Here is an 18,859-nt window from a genome sequence, read left to right as displayed (position 1 = left end):
CCGTTCTCTGGAGCCCTCCGATGCCCCTACTGCGCCGCCGCTCCCGCGCGCTGGCCTGCCGCTGGCGGCCGATGGCCGTCGCCGTCCCGCCAGGTGTGGCGGCCCGCCCTCGCTGACCCCGTTCCCCTCGTTTCCTGGAGTCCCCGATGCCCGAACCACGCCGCCGCTTCCGCGCGCCGGCCCGCCGCTGGTGGCCGATGGCCGTCGCCGTCCCGCTCGGCGTGGCGGCCGGCACCGGCTACGCCGTCGTCTCGCACCCGTCCTACGCCTCCTCCGCCTACGTGGTGGTGGTCCCGCAGAACGCCGGTGAGAACGCCAGCGCCGTCAACTTCGCCCAGGCGTACGGCCGGCTCACCGGCCAGCCGCAGGTGCTGATCGGTGCCGCCGCCGAGACCCACCGCTCGGTGGCCACGCTGGCCGCCCTGGTGCGCGGCACCACCTCCCCGGACGCCCCGGTGATCGAGATCACCGGCACCGGCCCCCGCCCCGAGGACGCCGTGCAGAACGCCGGCGCGGTCGCCCGGTCGCTGATGGCGTTCGGCAACTCCGGCAGCAAGGAGACCGGCGTCAAACTGGTCCAACTGGCCGCCGCCGCCGAACCCGACGCCCCCGCCTCGCCGTCCGCCACCCTGGACACCGCCGTCGGCGGCGCCGCCGGCGTGCTGCTCGGCACCCTGGTGATGCTCACCCGCCGGGGGCCCGGCCCGGACCCCGGCTCCACCACTGCCGTCTTCCCCACCCAGGCCGAGACCCCGCGGACCGAAGGGGTGTACCGATGAAGCTCCGCCAGCCGCCCGCCACCGCCGCCACGGTCCCCGCCCAGGCCGACCACGCCGCCGCCGACCGCCACCGCTGGACCGCCGAAGTCCTGCGCGGCGACGACGCGTTGGACACGGTCGCCGACGACTGGGACGACCTCTACCGCCGCTGCTCCACCGCCACGGTCTTCCAGTCCGCGCCCTGGCTGCGCTCCTGGTGGCAGGGCTACGGCCGCCCGGGCGCCCTGGTTCTGGTGCTGGTCCGCCGCGACGGCCGGCTGGTCGCCGCCGCCGCACTGCGCCGCCGGGGCCCGTTCGGCGGCCTGACCAACCTGGGCGCGGGCCTGGTCGACTTCACCGATGTCCTGCTGGACGACGAGTGCGCCGACCGGGCCGCCGCCGAACTCGCCGCCGCACTGCCGCTGCGCCGCCCCTGGCACAGTCTGGACCTGCGCGAGGTGCACCCCGAGGCCGCCCTGCAACGGGTGTTCGCGCACTGGCCGGGCCGCCGGCACCGGTTCGCCGACTCGATGTGCCAGTACCTGCCCGCCGTCCCGATGGACCAGCTGCTCAAGCGGCTGCCCGGCAAGACCGCGCAGCGCAGCCGGGTCAAACTGCGGAAGATCGCCGAGGCCGGGATCCGGGTGCACACCGCCACCGCCGACGAAGTCCCGGACACCGTCCGCGAGTTGCTGCGCCTGCACCGCCTCCAGTGGCAGGACCGCGGCGTCACCCCCGAGCACCGCACCGAGCGCTTCGCGCACCACCTCACCGAGTCCACCGCCGCCCTGGTGGCCACCCGCCGGGCGGCCATACAGCGTTTCGAGCTCGACGGGCAGGTGGTCGCGGTCGACCTGATCCTGCTGTGCAACCCGTTCGCCGGCCTCTACATGTACGGCGCCCACCCCGGCCTGCGCGAGCGACTGGACATCGCCGGCCTGCTGTTCGGCGGCGCACTGGACGAGGTGCGTGCCGCCGGGATCCCGCAACTGAGCCTGCTGCGCGGCCAGGAGCCGTACAAGCAGCGCTGGCGGCCCGACCAACTGCCCAACCAGCGGCTGGTGTTCGGCCCCGGCCGGTTCGCCCCGTCCGCCGCCGTCCGGGCCCTGCGGGTGCGGGCCCGGACCACCGCCGTGCGGCTGCTGCGGACCAGGCTGCCGAAGCTGAAGGAGACGCTAGTGCGGGCCAGGCTTCGGTGACGGCATGAGGGCCGGCCCCGCCGCCCCGGACGAGCCGGACATCAACTGCTTGAAGACGTCCGCCGACCTCGGGTTGTCCTGGCACTGCCAGAAGCCGTGCGGGCAGTAGTCGGTGACGGTCTGGTAGGCGGTGTCGTGGGTGCGCATCCACTCGACCATCCGGCGCACGTACTCCGGGTTGTCGCCGTTGCGGAACAGCCCCCACTCGGGGTAGGAGACCGGCTTGCCGCGCTTGGCCGCGAACTCCACCTGGTCCTGCAGCCCGTACGGCTCGCTGACGTACTGGTCGAAGGTGCCGCCCGCAGGCATGTCGTAGCTGTCCATCCCGAGGATGTCGACCACGTCGTCACCGGGGTAGCAGCGCGTCCAGGGGATCGCGTCCAGCCCGCGGGTGGGGGTGAAGTCGAAGGCGAAGTGCTGCCCGGGCACCGAGCGCATCACGCCGACGATCCGCCGCCAGTACGCCTTCCACGCGCCAGGGTCGGGCCGGCAGCGCGAGGTGTAGGTGATGCCGTTCATCTCCCAGCCCAGGGTGATGGTGGTGTCGCCGCCGCCCAGTGCCACCAGCTTGCGGGCCAGGCGCAGGAAGTGCTGGTCGAACTCGCCCTTGTTGCCGCGGGCCAGCAGGCCGGCCACCTCGCCGTCCGGCACGTTCCCCTCGTTGGGGACCAGCATCGGCACGCCCAGCACCAGCCGCCGGGACTGGTCGGCCTGCCGCCACTGCGACCACAGGCCGAGCACCACCGGCTCGCCCTCGATGTCCCGCCAGCTGTTGCCGGCCAGGTAGGTGTGGCCGACCTGCATGTTGGCGTTGTCCAGCCAGGACGCCATCTTCGCGATGTTCGGGATGTACTCGTTCCAGGAACCGACGAACGCGCCGAACGGCACCTCGTGCACGGCCCGCTGGACCGTCGGACGGGGCGCCGCGCCGCGCGGCTGGATGGCGTCCGAGGAGAGCGCCGCGTGCCGCTCGGTCTGGCTGAGCGGCGTGCCCGAGGGCACGCTCGCGGTCGTCATCAGCAGCAGAGCGGCGGCAGCCAGGGTGAGACGGCCGAGGCGCATGGGCTCACTCCGAACGGACTCGGGGACAACTCGGGCGCCTGGAGCGTAACCTGACAGACCATCAGAAATGTCGCATGTCACCCCATCGGGTCATTGCCGCACGGTCATCCGAAGGTGTTGCACTTGGTCATGTCGCCGCTCTGGTAGCCGGTGGTGAACCACTGCTTGCGCTGCTCCGAGGAGCCGTGCGTCCAGGTCTCCGGGTTGGTCTTCCCGGTTGCGCGCTTCTGGATCCGGTCGTCGCCGACCGACTCGGCGGCGTCCAGCGCCCGGGCGATGTCGTCGTCGGTCAGCTTGGTGATCAGCGGACGGCCGGTGGAGGCCTGCGGGGTGGTGGTGGCGTGGTGCGTCCACACGCCCGCGTAGCAGTCCGCCTGGAGCTCGGACTTCACCGAGGCGCTGTCCGCGCCCTGCCGGTCGTTGCCGACCCTGACGCCGAGCAGGGTCTGCACGTGGTGCCCGTACTCGTGGGCCACCACGTAGGCCTCGGCGAACGGGCCGCCCTGGGCGCCCAGTTGGCGGCCCATGTCGTTGAAGAAGCCGAGGTCGAAGTAGGCCTTGTGGTCGCCCGGGCAGTAGAACGGCCCGACCGCCGAGGTCGCCGGGCCGCACGCGGTCTGGACCCGGTCGGTGAACAGAACGCTGTCCGCCTGCGAGTACTTCTTGCCGCGGTTCGCGAACTCGCCCTGCCAGTAGTTCTGGATGCTGTTCACCGTCGCCAGGATCCGGCAGTCCTGCCGCTTGTTGGCGTCCGCGCCGGTCTTGCAGGTCGAGGTCTGTGCCGTGCCGGTGGCCTTCCCCGCAGCCGGCGCACTGCTGCTGCTGTGCGAGTTGCTGAACATGGACGGGTCCAGCCCCAGCACCAGCGCCACTATCAGGCCGACGATGCCGACCGCGCCGCCGCCGATCGCCACGGCGCCCCCGGGGATGCCGCGGCGGTCCTCCACCTGCGAGCCGTCCAACTGGGCGTCGTCGTCGAATTCCATCCCTGTCTCACCTCTGTAACAGTCCGTCGGCCGGTCGAAGCCGTACCTTAGCGGGCCGTAACGACCGGGAGACGGCCCGCCGACGCAGGTCGCAACCGGTTGTGTCGGAACCGTATAAGGCGTGCGGCGGCGGCGTGGCGCGTTCGAATCCAGCTGAATTCCGTCGGGGCCGGACGGTACGCTCCGGCCGTGTCCTTCAATCCGCTGCGCACTCTGTCGCCCCGATCGGTACTGCCCGCCGCCGCCGCACTGCTGGTCCTCGCGGCAGGCGCGGCGGCGCACGCCAACCGCCCGCAACCGTTCGGGGACAAGGTCCTGCCCGGAGCGGCGGACGCCAGCCCGGTCGGCGCACAGTCGGCCAGCACCGGCGACCTGAACCTGAAGGTCGGCCCCGGCGTGGAGGCCTACTCGAGGAGCACCGGCGAACACCTGTGGTCCTACCGCCGCGACGGCGCCACCGCGCTCTACCTGACCATGGTCGGCGAGGACGCGGCCGTGGTCTGGGACGACGGCATGGTCACCTCCGTCAACCCGGCCGACCACTCCGTCCGCTGGCACCGCAGCGTCCCCGGCCTCGCCGACTGGCTGCGCGCCGACGGCGAACCCGGCGCGGCCGACCGCACCGACGAGCAGCGCCAGGCCCTCGCCGTGCAACGCGCCGCCGCCGCCCTGCACCCCTCCGCCGACTCCAAGGCCGACGCGTTCGTCACCGTGGTCACCCCCGGCCTGCTGATGGGCTTCCGCGACCGCGACGGCGACCTGCGCTTCAACTCCCGCCCCCCGGCGGGCTGCACCTTCGACCCGGCCCGCACCGCCCAGAGCGAGGACGCCGTCCTGGTACCGCGGGTCTGCGTGCCCACCAACGGCGCCGCCCGCCAACTGCCCGGCGGCGTCATGGTGTTCGCGCTCAACGCGCCAGGCAACTTCCTCAACACCGGCCCCGACGTGAAGATGCGCCCACTGGACCGCCACCGCATCGCGATCGACGACGGCCCGGTGATCGGCACCTGGGTCTACGACACCACCCGCGGCGGCCGGGAGACCAACTGCGGTGCTTCGATGCCGTTCGCGGCGTCGACGCCCACCTGCGAGAAGTGACCCGGTGGGTTCGCGCCCTCCCACGCCCCAGGAAAACGTCTCGCGCGCTCCCGTAGACTGAAGCGAATGGCTGAGTGCCATCCCCACGTCTAGGAGTGACCCCAGCCATGATTACCGCGAACGCCCTGGAGCTTCGTGCCGGCGCCCGCATCCTGATCGAGTCGGCCAGTTTCCGGATCGCCCCGGGCGACCGGATCGGTCTGGTCGGCCGTAACGGTGCGGGCAAGACCACGCTCACCAAGGTGCTCGCGGGCGAGGGCCTGCCGGCCGGCGGTACCGTCACCCGCTCCGGCGAGGTCGGTTACCTGCCGCAGGACCCGCGTACCGGCGACCTCGACGTGCTCGCCCGGGACCGCATCCTGTCTGCCCGTGGCCTCGACACCGTGCTCAAGAAGATGCGCGAGAACGAGGAGCGGATGGCCAACGGCAAGGGCGCCACCCGCGACAACGCGATGAAGAAGTACGCCCGGCTGGAGACCGAGTTCCTCACCAAGGGCGGCTACGCCGCCGAGGCCGAGGCCGCCACCATCGCAGCCGCCCTCGGCCTGCCGGACCGGATCCTCGGCCAGGAGCTGCACACCCTCTCCGGTGGTCAGCGCCGCCGCGTCGAGCTGGCCCGGATCCTGTTCTCGGACGCCGACATCCTGCTGCTCGACGAGCCCACCAACCACCTCGACGCGGACTCGATCGCCTGGCTGCGGGACTTCCTGAAGACCTACAAGGGCGGCTTCATCGTCATCTCGCACGACGTCGACCTGGTCGAGACGGTCGTCAACAAGGTCTTCTACCTGGACGCCAACCGCTCCGCGATCGACGTCTACAACATGGGCTGGAAGCAGTACCAGCAGCAGCGCGAGGACGACGAGAAGCGCCGCAAGCGCGAGCGCGCCAACGCCGAGAAGAAGGCCGCGACCCTCAACTCGCAGGCCGACAAGATGCGCGCCAAGGCCACCAAGACCGTCGCCGCGCAGAACATGGCCCGCCGCGCCGAGAAGCTGCTCTCCGGCCTGGAGCAGGTCCGGGTCTCCGACAAGGTCGCCAAGCTGCGCTTCCCGGACCCGGCCCCGTGCGGCAAGACCCCGCTCACGGCCGAGGGCCTGTCGAAGTCGTACGGCTCGCTGGAGATCTTCACCGACGTGGGCCTGGCGATCGACCGCGGCTCCCGGGTGGTCATCCTCGGCCTCAACGGCGCCGGCAAGACCACCCTGCTGCGGATGCTGGCCGGCGTGGAGAAGCCGGACACCGGCGAGGTGATCCCGGGCCACGGCCTGAAGATCGGCTACTACGCCCAGGAGCACGAGACGCTCGACCCCGAGCGCACCGTGCTGGAGAACATGCGCTCCGCCGCGCCCGACACCGACCTGGTGCAGATCCGGAAGATCCTCGGCTCCTTCCTGTTCTCCGGCGACGACGTCGACAAGCCGGCCGGGGTGCTCTCCGGCGGTGAGAAGACCCGGCTCGCGCTGGCGTCGCTGGTGGTCTCCAGCGCCAACGTGCTGCTGCTCGACGAGCCCACCAACAACCTCGACCCGGCCAGCCGCGAGGAGATCCTCGGCGCGCTGCGCACCTTCACCGGCGCGGTCGTCCTGGTCACCCACGACGAGGGCGCGGTGGACGCGCTCCAGCCCGAGCGGATCATCCTGCTCCCCGACGGCGTCGAGGACCTGTGGAGCCCCGCCTACCACGACCTGGTGTCGCTCGCCTGAACCCCGGAGGTCCGAAGGCAACCGGCGAGTAGACACCGGGTCGGCCGTCGGTACGAGGGGAACCGGTCGTCCGTCCAATCCGGGAACGCCCGGGCCCGCACAGCCGTTGGCTCTGCGGGCCCGGGCCGTTTCGTGCCCGCCCGGCGGGCTGAGCAGCGGATTCGCTCACCGAAGCGAATCGCGGAGGGGCGCGCACACCCTCCGTGAGCGCCCTGGTGCGCAGCGAACACCACCGGACGAGCCCGCTTTCCGGTGACGGACCTTGTCGAATGGGTGGCCAGGAGCCTTGCAATGGGTGATCATGGGAATCTGACTGATCACCTCTACGAGGAGGCACGGGTGGCCGAGACTCTGAAAAAGGGCAGCCGGGTGACAGGTGCCGCGCGTGAAAAGCTCGCGGCCGATCTCAAGAAGAAGTACGACTCCGGCGCGAGCATTCGCGCCCTCGCGGAGGAGACGGGCCGTTCCTACGGTTTCGTCCACCGGATGCTCAGCGAGTCCGGGGTCAACCTTCGAGGTCGTGGCGGTGCCACGCGCGGCAAGGGCAAAGCCGCTGCGGCCGCCGGTTCCTGACGGTCCATCACCTCAGGCGGGCGGTGCTCGAGCAGCCCCGGCCGCCCATGCTGCACCAGCACGCTGCTCGCCAACGCACGAGGTTCCACACGGATCGGCGGCCGGGTTCTCCCGAGCCGCCGACCGTCGTTTCCGGGCCCTTGCGCCTCGTATTCCGCGAGCATTCCACCGGCATTCCTGTACGTGGATCCGGTGCTTTGTTACTCTCCAGTAGCCCGTCGGGGTCGGCGGGCGTCCCCGCCCTGTCGCTGGAGGTAGCACCGCCATGACCACCCACATCCCCGACGCCGACCGCACCGCGTGGGAACAGGCCGGCGTCCGCCTCGACCTGGACGGCGAACTCGCCACCGTCACGCTCTGCGACCCCAAGCGCCGCAACGCCCAGACCCCCGCCATGTGGCGCGCCCTCGCCGCGATCGGCCGCGCCCTGCCCGGCACCGTCCGGGTCGCCCTCCTCCAGGCCGAGGGCACCTCCTTCTCGGCCGGCCTCGACCGCGCCATGTTCACCCCCGAGGGCATCCCCGGCGAAACCGGCTTCCTCCAGCTCGCCGCCTCCCCCGACGCCGAACTCGACGCCACCATCGCCTTCTACCAGGAAGCCTTCACCTGGTGGCGCCGCACCGACCTGATCTCGATCGCCGCCGTCCAGGGCCACGCCGTCGGCGCCGGCTTCCAGCTCGCCCTCGCCTGCGACCTGCGCGTCGTCGCCGAGGACGTCCAGTTCGCCATGAAGGAAACCTCCCTCGGCCTGGTCCCCGACCTCACCGGCACCAAGCCCCTCACCGACCTGGTCGGCTACGCCCGCGCCCTGGAGATCTGCGCCACCGGCCGCCGCGTCGGCGCCGAAGAGGCCGTCGCCACGGGCCTCGCCAACGTCGCCGTCCCGGCCGCGGAGCTCACCGCCACGGCGAAGGACCTGGCGGCGGCGCTGTTGGCTGCGCCGCGGAACGCCGTCATCGAGACGAAGGCGCTGCTGCAAGGTGCGGGCGACCGCACGTACGAGCAGCAGCGGGCGGCGGAGCGAGAGTCGCAGGCGCGACGCCTCCGGGACCTCGCGGGCCTGTAACAACCGGGGGCGCGGGGGACTGCGCGAACCAGGGAGAGCACAACCAGGGGCGCGGGGAACTGCGCGAAGCGGGAGGCACCCGTCAGCAAGGTCGCGACGCAGGGCAATGACTTGCACTTGATCGCGACCTTGCTGACGTTCACTCCTTGCTCGCGCAGTTCCGCCCCCTCGGCTTCGCCTGGGGGTACCCCCAGCGCCCCTGTTTTCGCGCCCACCTGCCTTCGCTCCCTGCGCGAGCGTTTTGCGTGGCGAAATGTCAGGGTTAGGGGTGATTTGGGATATAGCTGGACCCGACCCCAGGAGGCCCGACATGGCGCAGCCACACACCCCCACGCCCGCGGATCTGCAGAAGGGCGCGGTGGAGGCGCAGACGGCGGGTGATGAGCGGGGGCGGACGGCGCTCGCGGTCGGGGTGGTGGAGAAGATCGCGGGGATGGCGGCGCGGGAGGTGGCGGGGATCCATGCGTTGGGGTCGGGGTTCTCGCGGACGTTCGGGGCGATGCGGGATCGGGTGCCGGGGTCGAAGTCGAGTGTGGGGCGGGGGATCAAGGCGGAGGTAGGGGAGAAGCAGACCGCCATCGACATCGCGCTGGTGGTCGAGTACGGGGTGGTGATTCCCCGGCTGGCGAGTGAGGTGCGGGCGAACATCATCGAGGCGGTGGAGCGGATGACCGGCCTGGAGGTGGTCGAGGTGAACATCGCCGTGAACGACGTCCACCTGCCGGACGAGCTGGACGAGGTGGAGGAAGAGGAATCCTCGTCCTCCGGTCGGCGCCCGCGGGTGCAGTGAGTTTCCGGGACGGGCTGCGAAGGAGTGGTGGATGAACGTGGCGTTGGTGGGCATGCTCGCCGGCATGGCTCTCGGGTTCGCCGGCTACTTCGGCGGGTTCGCGGCGTTCCTACTGGTCGCGGCGCTGGGGGCGGTGGGCTTCGTGGTGGGCCGGCTGGTCGAGGGGGATCTGGAGCTCGGTGAGCTGGGTGAGTTGCTGCGCGGCCGGGACCGGCGGCGCTGATGGCGTACTCGGGGGCAGTCGCGGGCCCGCCCGCGCAGCGTGGTGGTGAGCAGATCGCCGACCGGGTGTACCGCCGGATCGCGGCCCGGGCCGTCGCCGACGCGCTCGCCCCGGCGTGGCGGGGCCACCCGCAGCCGGGGCCGTGGCCGAAAGCGTCGGCGCTGTACGCGCACGGCCGGGTCCGGCTCACCCTGCATGTGGAGCTGCCGTTCCCGTGCGACGTCGCGGCGCTGGCCCGGACGGCGCGGGACGCGGCGTGCGAGCGGGTCGCCGAGCTGACCGGCACCGCCGTGGCCTCGGCCGAGGTGATCGTGGACCGCCTGCATCCGGCGGGCCTGCGGTGAGTGCGACGGCGAAGGAGCTGCGCAAGCGCAGCGCCGCCTCGTGGCTGCGGTCCGAGCGGGGGGTGGTGACGGCGCTGGTGGTGGCGGTCGTGGTGGTGGCCGCCGGGATGCTGCTGTACGACGTGGTCGCGGTGCGCTCCGGTGGCCAGGCCCGGCCGTGGCGGCGGGAGTTGGCGCAGCAGTTGGAGACCCGGCAGCTCGACGATCCGTGGGTGCTGGGGTTCGCCGCCGGGGCGGTGCTGCTCGGGCTGGTGCTGCTGACGCTGGCGTTCCGGCGCGGGCTGCGCGGCTGGCTCGCGCTGGAGCCGCGCGGGACGGCGATCCACCGCAGCGCGGTCGCCGAGCTGATCTCGCTGCGGGCCCAGGAGCGTGCGGACCTGCACCACTGGCAGGTGAAGGTGGGGCGGTGGCGCACCCGGGTGACGGTCGCCGGGACCACCGACCCGGCCGCGGTGGAACGCCACCTGCGGGACGAGCTGGGCCGGATCCCGATGGCCGGCCCGCACCGGCTGGACGTCCGCACCCGGTCGGTCCGGGAACGTCACCACCGCCGTGAACTCGCCGAGTTGGAGCCGCCCCGATGAGCCGACGCACCGTCAACCGCGCGGTCTTGGTGGGATCGCACCGGCTGGACGTCCGCACCCGGTCGGTCCGGGAACGTCACCACCGCCGTGAACTGGCCGAGTTGGAGCCGCCCCTATGAGCCGACGCACCGTCAACCGGGCCATTCTGGCCGTGGTCGGACTCCTGCTGCTGGTCGGTGGAGCGCTGGTGCTGCTCGGCGGGCTGGACGTCTACCGGCACCTCGGGATCACCCCGCCGCACTGGTGGCCGCTCACCTCGCCCGAGCAGCCGGTGGTCAGCGCCACCAGCCGCACCCGCTGGACCGACCGCGACTGGTGGTGGCCGGTGGCGATCGCGGTGCCCGCGCTGGTCGTGCTCGGCGGGCTGTGGTGGTTGTTCTCGCAGCTGCGCCGCGGCGGCCCGGCCGGCCTGGACCTGCCGTCCCCTGCGGCGCCCGGGCAGCCGCACTTCGCACTGCACGTGCGCAGCCGGGCCATCGAGGACGCGATCGAGACGGAGCTCATCGCCCACCCGGCGGTCGACCGCGTCACCGTCCGCGTCACCGGCGCCGCCCGCCGCCCCGAGGTGCACACCGCCCTGCGGCTCGTCCCCGGCGCCGACACCGCCGCCTTGATCGACACCTACCGCACGGGCCCGGTCGAACGCGCCCGCCGTTCCCTCGGCCTGGCCGCCCTCCCCTCCGAGCTCCGCCTTCGGGTGGCCCGCCCCCGCAAGGCCCGCACGAAGAAGACCCCGCGGGTCCGCTGAGACCGGAGAGATCCGCCCCGCTTTGCCGAACGGCCGGTCCGCCGGGTCGAACGGCAGTACGGTGACTGACTGTTCGTGAGTCGATCGTATGCGTGCGGGGGCAGCAAATGCGGGGGTGGCGGAACGGGCCGTTGGCGGTGCCGGGGTTCCGGCTGCTGGTGGTCGGGCAGTTCGCGTCGATGGTGGGGGACTACTGCTACGCCGTCGCGCTGCCCTGGCTGGTGCTGGGCGGCCGCGGCGGGACGGCCCAACTCGGCACTGTGCTGGCGTGCTACGGCATCGCCCGGGTGGCGACCATTCCGCTCGGCGGCATCCTCGCCGACCGCTACGGGGGCCGCCGCATCATGCTCGGCGCGGACGTCGTCCGGGCCCTCGCGATCGGCGCGCTCGCCGCGGTCGCTGCGGCCGGTGAGCCGGGGCTGCTCCAACTCGCGCCGCTGGCCGTGGTGTTGGGGGCCGGATCCGGACTGTTCCTGCCCGCCTCGTACACCCTGCTGCCCGCCTTGCTCCCGGCCGAACAGCTCGGCCGCGGCAACGCGCTGTCCTCGATGGCCAACCAGTTCGGCGGGGTGCTCGGCCCGTCCATCGGCGGCATTCTGGTCGCGCTGTGGGGATCGACCCCGGCGCTCGCCGTCGATGCCGGGTCCTTCCTGCTCTCCGCCGCCGTGCTGCTGGGCCTGCGGCCCCGCAAGGCCGATCCAGTTGCCGAGGGCAGCCCGTCGGAGGCGGAGACGGACGGCCCAGGGTTCGCCGACGTGCTGCGGCGCGGCCGGCTGCTGCACGTGGTGATGGTCGTCGCCCTGGTCTGCAACCTCGCCTTCAACGGCACCATGGAGGTCGCCTTCCCCGACTGGGCACACGGCTCGCTCGGCGCCGCGGACTACGGCATCCTGCTGACGGTGCTCAGCATCGGCTCCCTGGTCGGCTCGGCAATCGCCGCGAAGGCCCCGGCCACCCAGCAGCCCGCCCGCCTGTTAGCGCTGCTCGCGGTGGTGATGGGCATCGGCCTGGCCGGCGTCCCGTACGCGGGCGGCGCGATCGGCGCGGGCGCGTGCATAGCCGTCTACAGCGTGGCCAGCGGCTGGCAGAACATCGTCGTCGTGACGATGCTTCAGACCTGGACGCCCACCCGCCTGCTGGGCCGGGTGATGAGCATGGTGATGCTCGCCGTCACCGGCTCCTTCCCCATCTCGGTCGCCGCCGCCGGCCTGATCGTCCACCGCATCGGCCCCGCCCCGTTCTTCCCCGTCGCCGGCCTCACCATCGCCGTCACCGTGGCCCTCGCCCTCGCCCAACCGGCCTTCCGCAGGCATCGCCACGGGCAGGCCTTCGCGAGCTGAGGGAGGGCGACCGGGGGCGCGTGGGGGTATCTCCCAGCCCCCAAGGGCTGGGGGAGAACTGCGCGGGGTGGAAGGCTGCCACCGGCAAGATCGCGACCCAGGCCAATGACGGGCACGTGGTCGCGACCTTGCTGGCAGTCACTCCCTCTCGTCCTACAGGCCCCGGGTCGCGCCGCCGTCCACCGGCACCATCACGCCCGTCAGGTAGGACGCGGCAGGCGAGAGCAGGAACGCCGCGGTGCGGCCGAATTCGGCGGGGGTGCCGTAGCGGCGGAGGGGGATGTTGGCGGTGGCGGCTTCGCGGGCGGCGGCGGGGTCGGGGGTGAGGGAGTCGAGTTCGCGGACGCGGTCGGTGTCGATGCGGCCGGGGAGGAGGCCGAGGACCCGGATGCCGCGGGGGCCGAGTTCGTCGGCGAGGGTCTTGGCGGCCATGGCGAGGCCGGGGCGCAGGCCGTTGGAGATGCCGAGGCCGGGGATCGGCTGGCGGACGGAGGTGGACAGGACGAAGGCGATGACGCCGCCGGAGGGGAGGCGTTCGGCGGCGGCGCGGGCCAGGCGGATGGCGCCGAGGAAGACGGAGTCGAACGCCGCGCCCCAGGCTTCGTCGCTGGCGGTGGCGACCGGCCCGGCGGCGGGGCCGCCGACGCTGATCAGCATGCCGTCGAAGCCGCCGAAGCGGCTGCTCGCGGCGTCGATCAGACGCCCCGGGGTGGCCGGGTCGGCGTTGTCGGCGACCACGCCGTACGCGTGGTCGCCGAGGGCGTGGGCCGCGGCGGCGACCGATTCTTCGGTGCGGCCGGTGACGACGACGCGGGCGCCCTCGGCGATCAGCTGTGCGGCGGTGGCGTGGCCGAGTCCCCGGGTCGAGCCGGTGACCACGTACACCTTGTCCTTGAGTCCGAGATCCATACCGACCATTCTGACCGGTCGTCCTGGCGGGGTGAGGGAGGGTCAGCCCACAGGGACGCCGGGGTTGACCAGGGCGGCGGGGCCGGTGACGGTGTTGTCGGCGGTGACGGTGACGGGGCAGCCGGTCCGGTCGTAGTTCGTGACGTCGATCGCGTACTTGGCGGGGTTGCGGCCGGTCGCGCCGGTGAGGTCGGAGTGGTTGTTGCGGAACACGGTGCCGCAGCCCCAGCCGGGGAGCTGGCTGTGGGTCTGGTAGCCGTCGTTCACGGTGCGGACGCCGGTGTTGTTCTCGATGACGTAGCCGTTGCCCTTCACGTCGACCCAGGAGTCGTCGTAGTTGACGCCGGTCAGGCCGTTGCCGTCGAAGCGGTTGCCGGAGATCAGGCCGCCGGTGGTGCCCTCCTTGAGGTCGATGTTCTCGCCGCCGATGTTCGGGCCGATCACGTTGTTGAGGATCTGCACGTAGTCGCTGCGGTCGGTGAGGGTGTTGGCGGTGCCGACGTACACGCCCTCGCCCTTGCCGTCGTGGGCGGTGCCGGTGTCGTGGACGGCGGAGCCGCGCAGCACGCCGTGGCTGGAGGAGGTGCGGAAGTGCACGCCCTCCATGGTGGTGTGGTGGACGGTGACGCCGTCGAGCACCACCCAGTCGGAGGCGTCCAGCACGATGCCCTTCTGCGCGCCCGTGACGGTGAGTCCGTGAACGGTCCAGTAGGGGGCGCCGTTCAGCGACAGGCCGTAGCCGCCGCCGGTGGGGGTGGTGAGGACGGCGCGCGGGGAGCCGGTGAGGGTGATCCGGGCGGCGGCGGTGCCCGGGGCGGTGATCTTGAAGTTGCCGGTGTAGGTGCCGTCGGCGAGCTGGATGGTCCGGCCGGGGACGGCGGCGTTCAGCGCGGCCTGGAGTTCCTTGCCGGTGGAGACCTTGACGGTGTCGCCGGCCAACGGGGACGGGGCGGCGCCGGCCGGGGCGGGGAGCAGCGCGAGGGCGGCGGCGCCGAGGCAGAGGGCGGTGGCGGCGGCCCGGATGCGGAGGGTGCGGTGCGTCATGACGGTGCGCTCCAGAGGGGGGAAGAGCGGATCAGGACAACGGCACCCGCCAATGTGGACTGGACCAATGCGGGCCGTCAACGGGTGCGTATCGGCCAGTTGCGGTCACCGGGTGCCGCGGACGGGTGTCAATGGCGCGCGGCCGGGAACCGTCCGAAGATGGGGAGGACCGGACCACCCACCCGAGGTGCTGCGCATGGAAAGTAGGCGGTTGCCGAACATCGACGGCGTCGCGGCCGCCCTGGTCGACGGCGACGGCCGCGTCGTCGGGTGGACCGCCGCTGCCGAGCAGCTGCTCGCGCTGGACGCGGCCCAGGTCACCGGCCGTCCCGCCCGCGAGCTGCTCGCCGACGAGAGCGAGGAGCGCCTGCTCGACCGTGGGTCCGGCGAGGTACGGCTGCGCACCGGCTCCGGGGTTCCGCTGGAGGTCTCGTACCAGGTGCTGCCGCTGGCCGGCGAGGGCAGCGAGGTGCGCGCCCTGGTGCTGGCCACCCCCGCCGACACGGTCGCCCAGCGGCGCCAGGACGAGGCGTTCACCCGGGAGCTGTTCCTGCAGGACCAGCTCGGCCTCGCCGTGTTCGACACCGACCTGCGGCTGCTGCGCACCAACAGCCACCTGCTGCCCTACACCGGCCTGCCCGACGGTCTGACCGGCTCCAAGCTGCACGACTACCTGCAGCCCGAGGACGCCGACGCCGCCGAGGCGCTGCTGCGGCACGTGGTCACCACCGGGGAGCCGGTGGTGCGCACCGCGCTGCGGATCCGCCCGCTGGACGACCCCCGCAGCGGGGTGGTGATGGAGATCCAGGCGTTCCGGCTGCAGGCCCTGGACGGCAAGGTGATCGGCGTGACCGCGCTGTTCGGCGACGTCACCGAGGTGCACCGGTACCGGCGGCGGGCCGACGTGCTGCACCGGGCCACCGCCGCCGTCGGCAGCTCGCTGTCGGTGGCCGGCACCGCCGAGGACCTGGCCGGGGTGCTGGTCCCCGGGCTCGGCGACCGCGTCGAGGTGGACATCGCCGAGGCCGTGTTCACCGGCGACGAACCGCAGCCCGACACCGAGGGCCGGCTCGCCGTCCGCCGCACCGCCACCGCCGGGCCGCCGCGCACCGACGGCCGGCCGCTCGGCCCGCTGGGCCGGGAGGTGCTCGGCGCCCCGCTCTCCTCGACCCCGGAACCGCCGTCGATGAGCGCCCCGCTACAGGCCCGCAGCGGCCCGCTCGGCCGGGTCACCGTCCACCGCGACCCCGCCGAGGGCGCCTACCAGCGCGAGGACCTGGAGCTGCTCCGGGAGATCGCCGCCCGGTCCTCGCTCGCCCTGGACAACGCCCGCCGCTACACCCGCGAGCACCGGGCCGCCGTCGGACTCCAGCGCAGCCTGCTGCCGCCCGCCGAGACCACCGTGCCCGCCGCCACCACCGCCAGCGTCTACCGGCCCACCGACACCGCGACCGGCGTCGGCGGCGACTGGTTCGACGTCATCCCGCTCTCCTCCGCCCGGGTCGCCCTGGTGGCCGGCGACGTGGTCGGCCACGGACTCCAGGCCAGCGCCACCATGGGCCGGCTGCGCACCGCCGTCCGCACCCTCGCCGACCTGGACCTGGAACCCGACGAACTGCTGGTGCACCTGGACGACCTGGTCTCCCAGCTGGTCGTCGAGGGCAGCGAGGAGGAACGCGAACGCGGCGTCGCCGACCCGTCCGGGGCGACCTGCGTGTACGCCGTCTACGACCCGGTGGCCGGGATCTGCCAGGCCGCCAGCGCCGGGCACCCGCCGCCCGCGCTGGTCCACCCCGACGGGCAGGTCGAGTACCTGCCGGTCAACCCCGGGCCGCCGCTGGGCATCGGCGGGCTGCCGTTCGAGACCGCCGAGTGCGCGCCGCGGGCCGGCAGCGTGCTGGCGCTGTACACCGACGGGCTGATCGAGGGCGGCAACGGCGGCGACGTCGACGAGGGCATGGACCAGCTCGCCACCCAGCTCCGCGAGGCCGACCTGCGCGGCGACCTGGCCGCCGCCGGGCGGGCGATCGTCGCCGAGATGGCCACCGCTGGGCAGAGCGACGACGTCACGCTGCTGCTGGCCCGGCTGCACCCGGTGCCGGCCGAGGACACCGCCGCCTGGACCATCGAGGCCGACCCGGCGGCGGTCGCCGGGGTGCGCGAGTCGGCCAGCCGCACCCTGGAGCAGTGGGGTCTCGGCGAGCTGGTGTTCACCACCGAACTGGTGCTCAGCGAACTCGTCACCAACGCGATCCGGTACGCGGGCGGGCCGGTCATGGTGCGCCTGATCCGCTCCTCGGTGCTGACCTGCGAGGTGTCCGACCCGAGCGCCACTCAGCCGCGGATGCGCCGGGCCCGGCTCACCGACGAGGGCGGACGCGGCCTGTACCTGGTCGCCCAGCTCACCGAACGCTGGGGCAGCCGCTACACCCGCAGCGGGAAGACCATCTGGGCCGAGCAGCGGCTCGACCCGCCGCCGCTCAGCTGGTAGGTCCTGAGCTGATCAGCCGGCGGCGCCGACCAGTTCGTCCTCGGCCGCCACCGGCTTCGCCGCGTGCTGCTTGGCCTCGCGGCGGGCCAGCACGACCAGGCCGGTCGGGATCAGCGTGGTGAACAGCCACCACTGGATGGCGTACGCCATGTGCGGGCCGATGTCGGTGTGGCCGGGCTCGGTGAGCAGGGTGGGGGAGGCGCCGGCGGCGGGCTGGGAGGAAGCCAGCTCCAGGTAGCCGCCGAGCACGGTGGTGCCGGAGAACTTGGCCTGCTCCTCGGTGTTGATCACCTTGTACATCCGGTCGGGCAGGCCGCCGCGGTTCTTCAGGCCCACCTTGGCGTAGGTCTCGTCGGCGCGCAGCCGCCCGGTCACCGTCACGTCGCCGTCCGGCGGGGCGGGCACGGCGGGGAAGTCGGCGGCGCCCGCGCCGGACTCCACCCAGCCGCGGTTGACCAGCACCGAGCCCTTGCCGTCGGCCAGCACCAGCGGGGTGATCACGAAGTAGCCGATGGAGCTGCCGCCCGGCTCGGTGCGGCCGCGGATGACCACCTCGTGCGCGGTGTCGTAGTGCCCCTGCGCGGTGACGGTGCGCCACACCTCGCCGCCGGGGACCGACCAGCCCGGCGAGGACAGCGAGTCGAAGGCGACCGGCGGGCTGCCCAGGTTCCGGGCCACCAGGTCGTTGCGGGCCACCCGCGCCTCGTGGCGGTGGTACTGCCAGAAACCCAACCGGATCATGGTCGGGATCAGCACCAGCGCCAGCAGGACGATGACCGCCCAGCGCGCGGACAGCAGGAATCGGTACACACCCGGCACGCTAATCCTCCTTACCGTCGCGTCACGCACCGGGGTGCGGCGCGACCTCCCGCAGCAGCTGCAGGAACGCGTCCTCACCGACCACCGGGGTGCCGTACTCTCGGGCCTTGCGGGCCTTGCCGCTCCACGAGGTGGGCTCGTTGGTGACCAGCAGGCTGGTGAGCCGGCTCACCGAGGAGGCGATGTGCAGGCCCGCCTCGATCATCCGGTCCTCCAGCAGTTCGCGATCGGTGGCGGTGTCGCCGGTGATCGCCACCCGCATGCCCTGCATCAGCGGCGATCCGTCCACCCAGCGCCCCGGATTCGGGTACGGGCAGGCCGGGCGCTTGCGGGAGGGCCGGTACGAGCTGCTCCAGGAGCCGCGGGACGGCCCGGCCGGGGCGCTCTCGCCCAGGTCGGTGACGGCCACGCAGGTGGTCAGCGGCAGCGGCACCCCGCCGCTGCGGGCGAGCGCCAGCGACGGGCGGAACACCTCGGCCAGCACCCGGGCGTCGTCCAGCGCGTGGTGCGCCTGGCGCTGGCTGACCCCGAAGTGGGCGGCCAGCGAGGAGAGTTTGCCGTTCGGCAGGGGCAGCCGCAGGTCGCGGGCCAGCACCATGGTGCACAGCCGCTGCTCGACGGGGGCGCGCAGGCCGGCCCGGGAGAACTCGCGGGAGATCATGTTCCAGTCGAACAGCGCGTTGTGCGCGACCATCACCCGGTCGCGCAGCCGCTCGGCGAACTCGTCGGCGACCTCCGGGAAGGTCGGCGCGCCCTCCAGGACCTCGCTGGTCAGGCCGTGGATCCAGACCGGGCCGGGATCCCGCTCCGGGTTGACCAGGGTGTACCAGTGGTCGGTGACCTCACCGTCCGGGTCGAGCTGGTAGATGCCCGCCGAGATCACCCGGTCCGAGCGCCCGAGTCCGGTGGTCTCCACGTCGACCACCGCGAAGCCGCGCCCGGCGTCCCCGCCGGGGCCGGTGCGCTGTGCCGGGAGCGGCGAGGTGGGGAATGGCGCGTACATAGCGCACCACTTTACGGGGAACGGGGGACGGCTCAGGCCGGAACGGTCGCCCGGACGGCCGTTCTAGAGTGGCAAGTGAGTGCGAACCAGGCACCCGACCTCTGCAACGAAGGACA

At 72.9% G+C, this 18,859-nt stretch carries 20 protein-coding genes; 14 read left to right on the top strand and 6 right to left on the bottom strand.

Going from position 1 to position 18,859, the window contains the following annotated elements:
* Positions 1–146: 146 nt before the first annotated feature.
* The gene (locus ACGFWJ_RS34030; protein WP_392956414.1) at positions 147–779 is read left to right on the top strand and encodes a lipopolysaccharide biosynthesis protein; all 633 of its coding nucleotides are present in this window, start codon (positions 147–149) and stop codon (positions 777–779) included.
* A complete protein-coding gene (locus tag ACGFWJ_RS34025; RefSeq protein WP_392956411.1) occupies positions 776–1,957 on the top strand; it encodes a GNAT family N-acetyltransferase in 1,182 nt (393 codons plus the stop codon). Before ACGFWJ_RS34030 ends, ACGFWJ_RS34025 begins: the two co-directional genes overlap by 4 nt.
* Here the strand turns inward: ACGFWJ_RS34025 and ACGFWJ_RS34020 are convergent.
* Positions 1,934–3,019, bottom strand: coding sequence for a glycoside hydrolase family 26 protein (locus ACGFWJ_RS34020; RefSeq protein ID WP_392956408.1), 1,086 nt, complete (start codon positions 3,017–3,019; stop codon positions 1,934–1,936). The two genes, ACGFWJ_RS34025 and ACGFWJ_RS34020, sit on opposite strands and share 24 nt — an antisense overlap.
* Before the next feature lie 104 nt (positions 3,020–3,123).
* Entirely contained in the window at positions 3,124–4,005 is an 882-nt protein-coding gene (locus ACGFWJ_RS34015) for a neutral zinc metallopeptidase (RefSeq protein ID WP_392956405.1), read from the bottom strand.
* Positions 4,006–4,194: 189 nt separating this feature from the next.
* Here ACGFWJ_RS34015 and ACGFWJ_RS34010 point away from each other — a divergent pair, with 189 nt between their 5' ends.
* From ACGFWJ_RS34010 to ACGFWJ_RS33960, 11 genes are all read left to right on the top strand, one after another.
* A complete protein-coding gene (locus tag ACGFWJ_RS34010; RefSeq protein ID WP_392956402.1) occupies positions 4,195–5,103 on the top strand; it encodes a hypothetical protein in 909 nt (302 codons plus the stop codon).
* Between the two features lie 107 nt (positions 5,104–5,210).
* Positions 5,211–6,809, top strand: coding sequence for an ABC-F family ATP-binding cassette domain-containing protein (locus tag ACGFWJ_RS34005; protein ID WP_387862980.1), 1,599 nt, complete (start codon positions 5,211–5,213; stop codon positions 6,807–6,809).
* Positions 6,810–7,148: 339 nt separating this feature from the next.
* Positions 7,149–7,382 carry a helix-turn-helix domain-containing protein gene (locus tag ACGFWJ_RS34000; RefSeq protein WP_014138756.1) on the top strand — a complete coding sequence of 78 codons (234 nt, stop codon included), beginning with the start codon at positions 7,149–7,151 and terminating at the stop codon, positions 7,380–7,382.
* A gap of 265 nt (positions 7,383–7,647) precedes the next feature.
* Positions 7,648–8,448, top strand: a complete 801-nt coding sequence (locus tag ACGFWJ_RS33995) for an enoyl-CoA hydratase/isomerase family protein (protein ID WP_387646097.1) — start codon at positions 7,648–7,650, stop codon at positions 8,446–8,448.
* Positions 8,449–8,758: 310 nt separating this feature from the next.
* Entirely contained in the window at positions 8,759–9,238 is a 480-nt protein-coding gene (locus tag ACGFWJ_RS33990; protein WP_392956398.1) for an Asp23/Gls24 family envelope stress response protein, read from the top strand.
* A gap of 31 nt (positions 9,239–9,269) precedes the next feature.
* Positions 9,270–9,461: a hypothetical protein gene (locus ACGFWJ_RS33985; protein WP_392956396.1), complete on the top strand. Its 192-nt coding sequence runs from the start codon at positions 9,270–9,272 to the stop codon at positions 9,459–9,461.
* Positions 9,461–9,805: a hypothetical protein gene (locus ACGFWJ_RS33980; RefSeq protein WP_392956393.1), complete on the top strand. Its 345-nt coding sequence runs from the start codon at positions 9,461–9,463 to the stop codon at positions 9,803–9,805. Before ACGFWJ_RS33985 ends, ACGFWJ_RS33980 begins: the two co-directional genes overlap by 1 nt.
* Complete coding sequence (locus ACGFWJ_RS33975) at positions 9,802–10,389, top strand: hypothetical protein (protein WP_392956390.1); 588 nt, start codon at positions 9,802–9,804, stop codon at positions 10,387–10,389. The genes ACGFWJ_RS33980 and ACGFWJ_RS33975 overlap by 4 nt, the downstream gene beginning before the upstream one ends.
* Positions 10,386–10,508 carry a hypothetical protein gene (locus ACGFWJ_RS33970; RefSeq protein WP_392956388.1) on the top strand — a complete coding sequence of 41 codons (123 nt, stop codon included), beginning with the start codon at positions 10,386–10,388 and terminating at the stop codon, positions 10,506–10,508. The genes ACGFWJ_RS33975 and ACGFWJ_RS33970 overlap by 4 nt, the downstream gene beginning before the upstream one ends.
* Positions 10,505–11,137: an alkaline shock response membrane anchor protein AmaP gene (locus ACGFWJ_RS33965; RefSeq protein ID WP_392956385.1), complete on the top strand. Its 633-nt coding sequence runs from the start codon at positions 10,505–10,507 to the stop codon at positions 11,135–11,137. The genes ACGFWJ_RS33970 and ACGFWJ_RS33965 overlap by 4 nt, the downstream gene beginning before the upstream one ends.
* A gap of 107 nt (positions 11,138–11,244) precedes the next feature.
* Entirely contained in the window at positions 11,245–12,477 is a 1,233-nt protein-coding gene (locus ACGFWJ_RS33960) for an MFS transporter (RefSeq protein ID WP_392956382.1), read from the top strand.
* A gap of 153 nt (positions 12,478–12,630) precedes the next feature.
* Here the strand turns inward: ACGFWJ_RS33960 and ACGFWJ_RS33955 are convergent, their stop codons facing one another.
* Both ACGFWJ_RS33955 and ACGFWJ_RS33950 read right to left on the bottom strand, forming a co-directional pair.
* On the bottom strand, positions 12,631–13,386 hold the full coding sequence (locus ACGFWJ_RS33955; RefSeq protein ID WP_392956380.1) for an SDR family oxidoreductase: 756 nt from the start codon (positions 13,384–13,386) through the stop codon (positions 12,631–12,633).
* 42 nt (positions 13,387–13,428) lie between these two features.
* A complete protein-coding gene (locus tag ACGFWJ_RS33950; protein WP_392956377.1) occupies positions 13,429–14,430 on the bottom strand; it encodes a right-handed parallel beta-helix repeat-containing protein in 1,002 nt (333 codons plus the stop codon).
* Between the two features lie 196 nt (positions 14,431–14,626).
* On the opposite strand from ACGFWJ_RS33950, the gene ACGFWJ_RS33945 reads away from it, so the two are divergent.
* On the top strand, positions 14,627–16,921 hold the full coding sequence (locus tag ACGFWJ_RS33945) for a SpoIIE family protein phosphatase (RefSeq protein WP_392956375.1): 2,295 nt from the start codon (positions 14,627–14,629) through the stop codon (positions 16,919–16,921).
* A gap of 12 nt (positions 16,922–16,933) precedes the next feature.
* Here the strand turns inward: ACGFWJ_RS33945 and ACGFWJ_RS33940 are convergent, their stop codons facing one another.
* Together ACGFWJ_RS33940 and ACGFWJ_RS33935 are read right to left on the bottom strand one after the other, a co-directional pair.
* Positions 16,934–17,740: an SURF1 family protein gene (locus ACGFWJ_RS33940; RefSeq protein WP_387646069.1), complete on the bottom strand. Its 807-nt coding sequence runs from the start codon at positions 17,738–17,740 to the stop codon at positions 16,934–16,936.
* A 22-nt stretch (positions 17,741–17,762) separates the two neighbouring features.
* The gene (locus ACGFWJ_RS33935) at positions 17,763–18,743 is read right to left on the bottom strand and encodes a DEDDh family exonuclease (RefSeq protein ID WP_387646067.1); all 981 of its coding nucleotides are present in this window, start codon (positions 18,741–18,743) and stop codon (positions 17,763–17,765) included.
* Between the last annotated feature and the right edge of the window lie 116 nt (positions 18,744–18,859).

The sequence above is a fragment of the Kitasatospora sp. NPDC048407 genome (assembly GCF_043200475.1).
GTDB lineage: Bacteria > Actinomycetota > Actinomycetes > Streptomycetales > Streptomycetaceae > Kitasatospora.
This window is presented reverse-complemented; position numbering and strand designations above follow the sequence as displayed.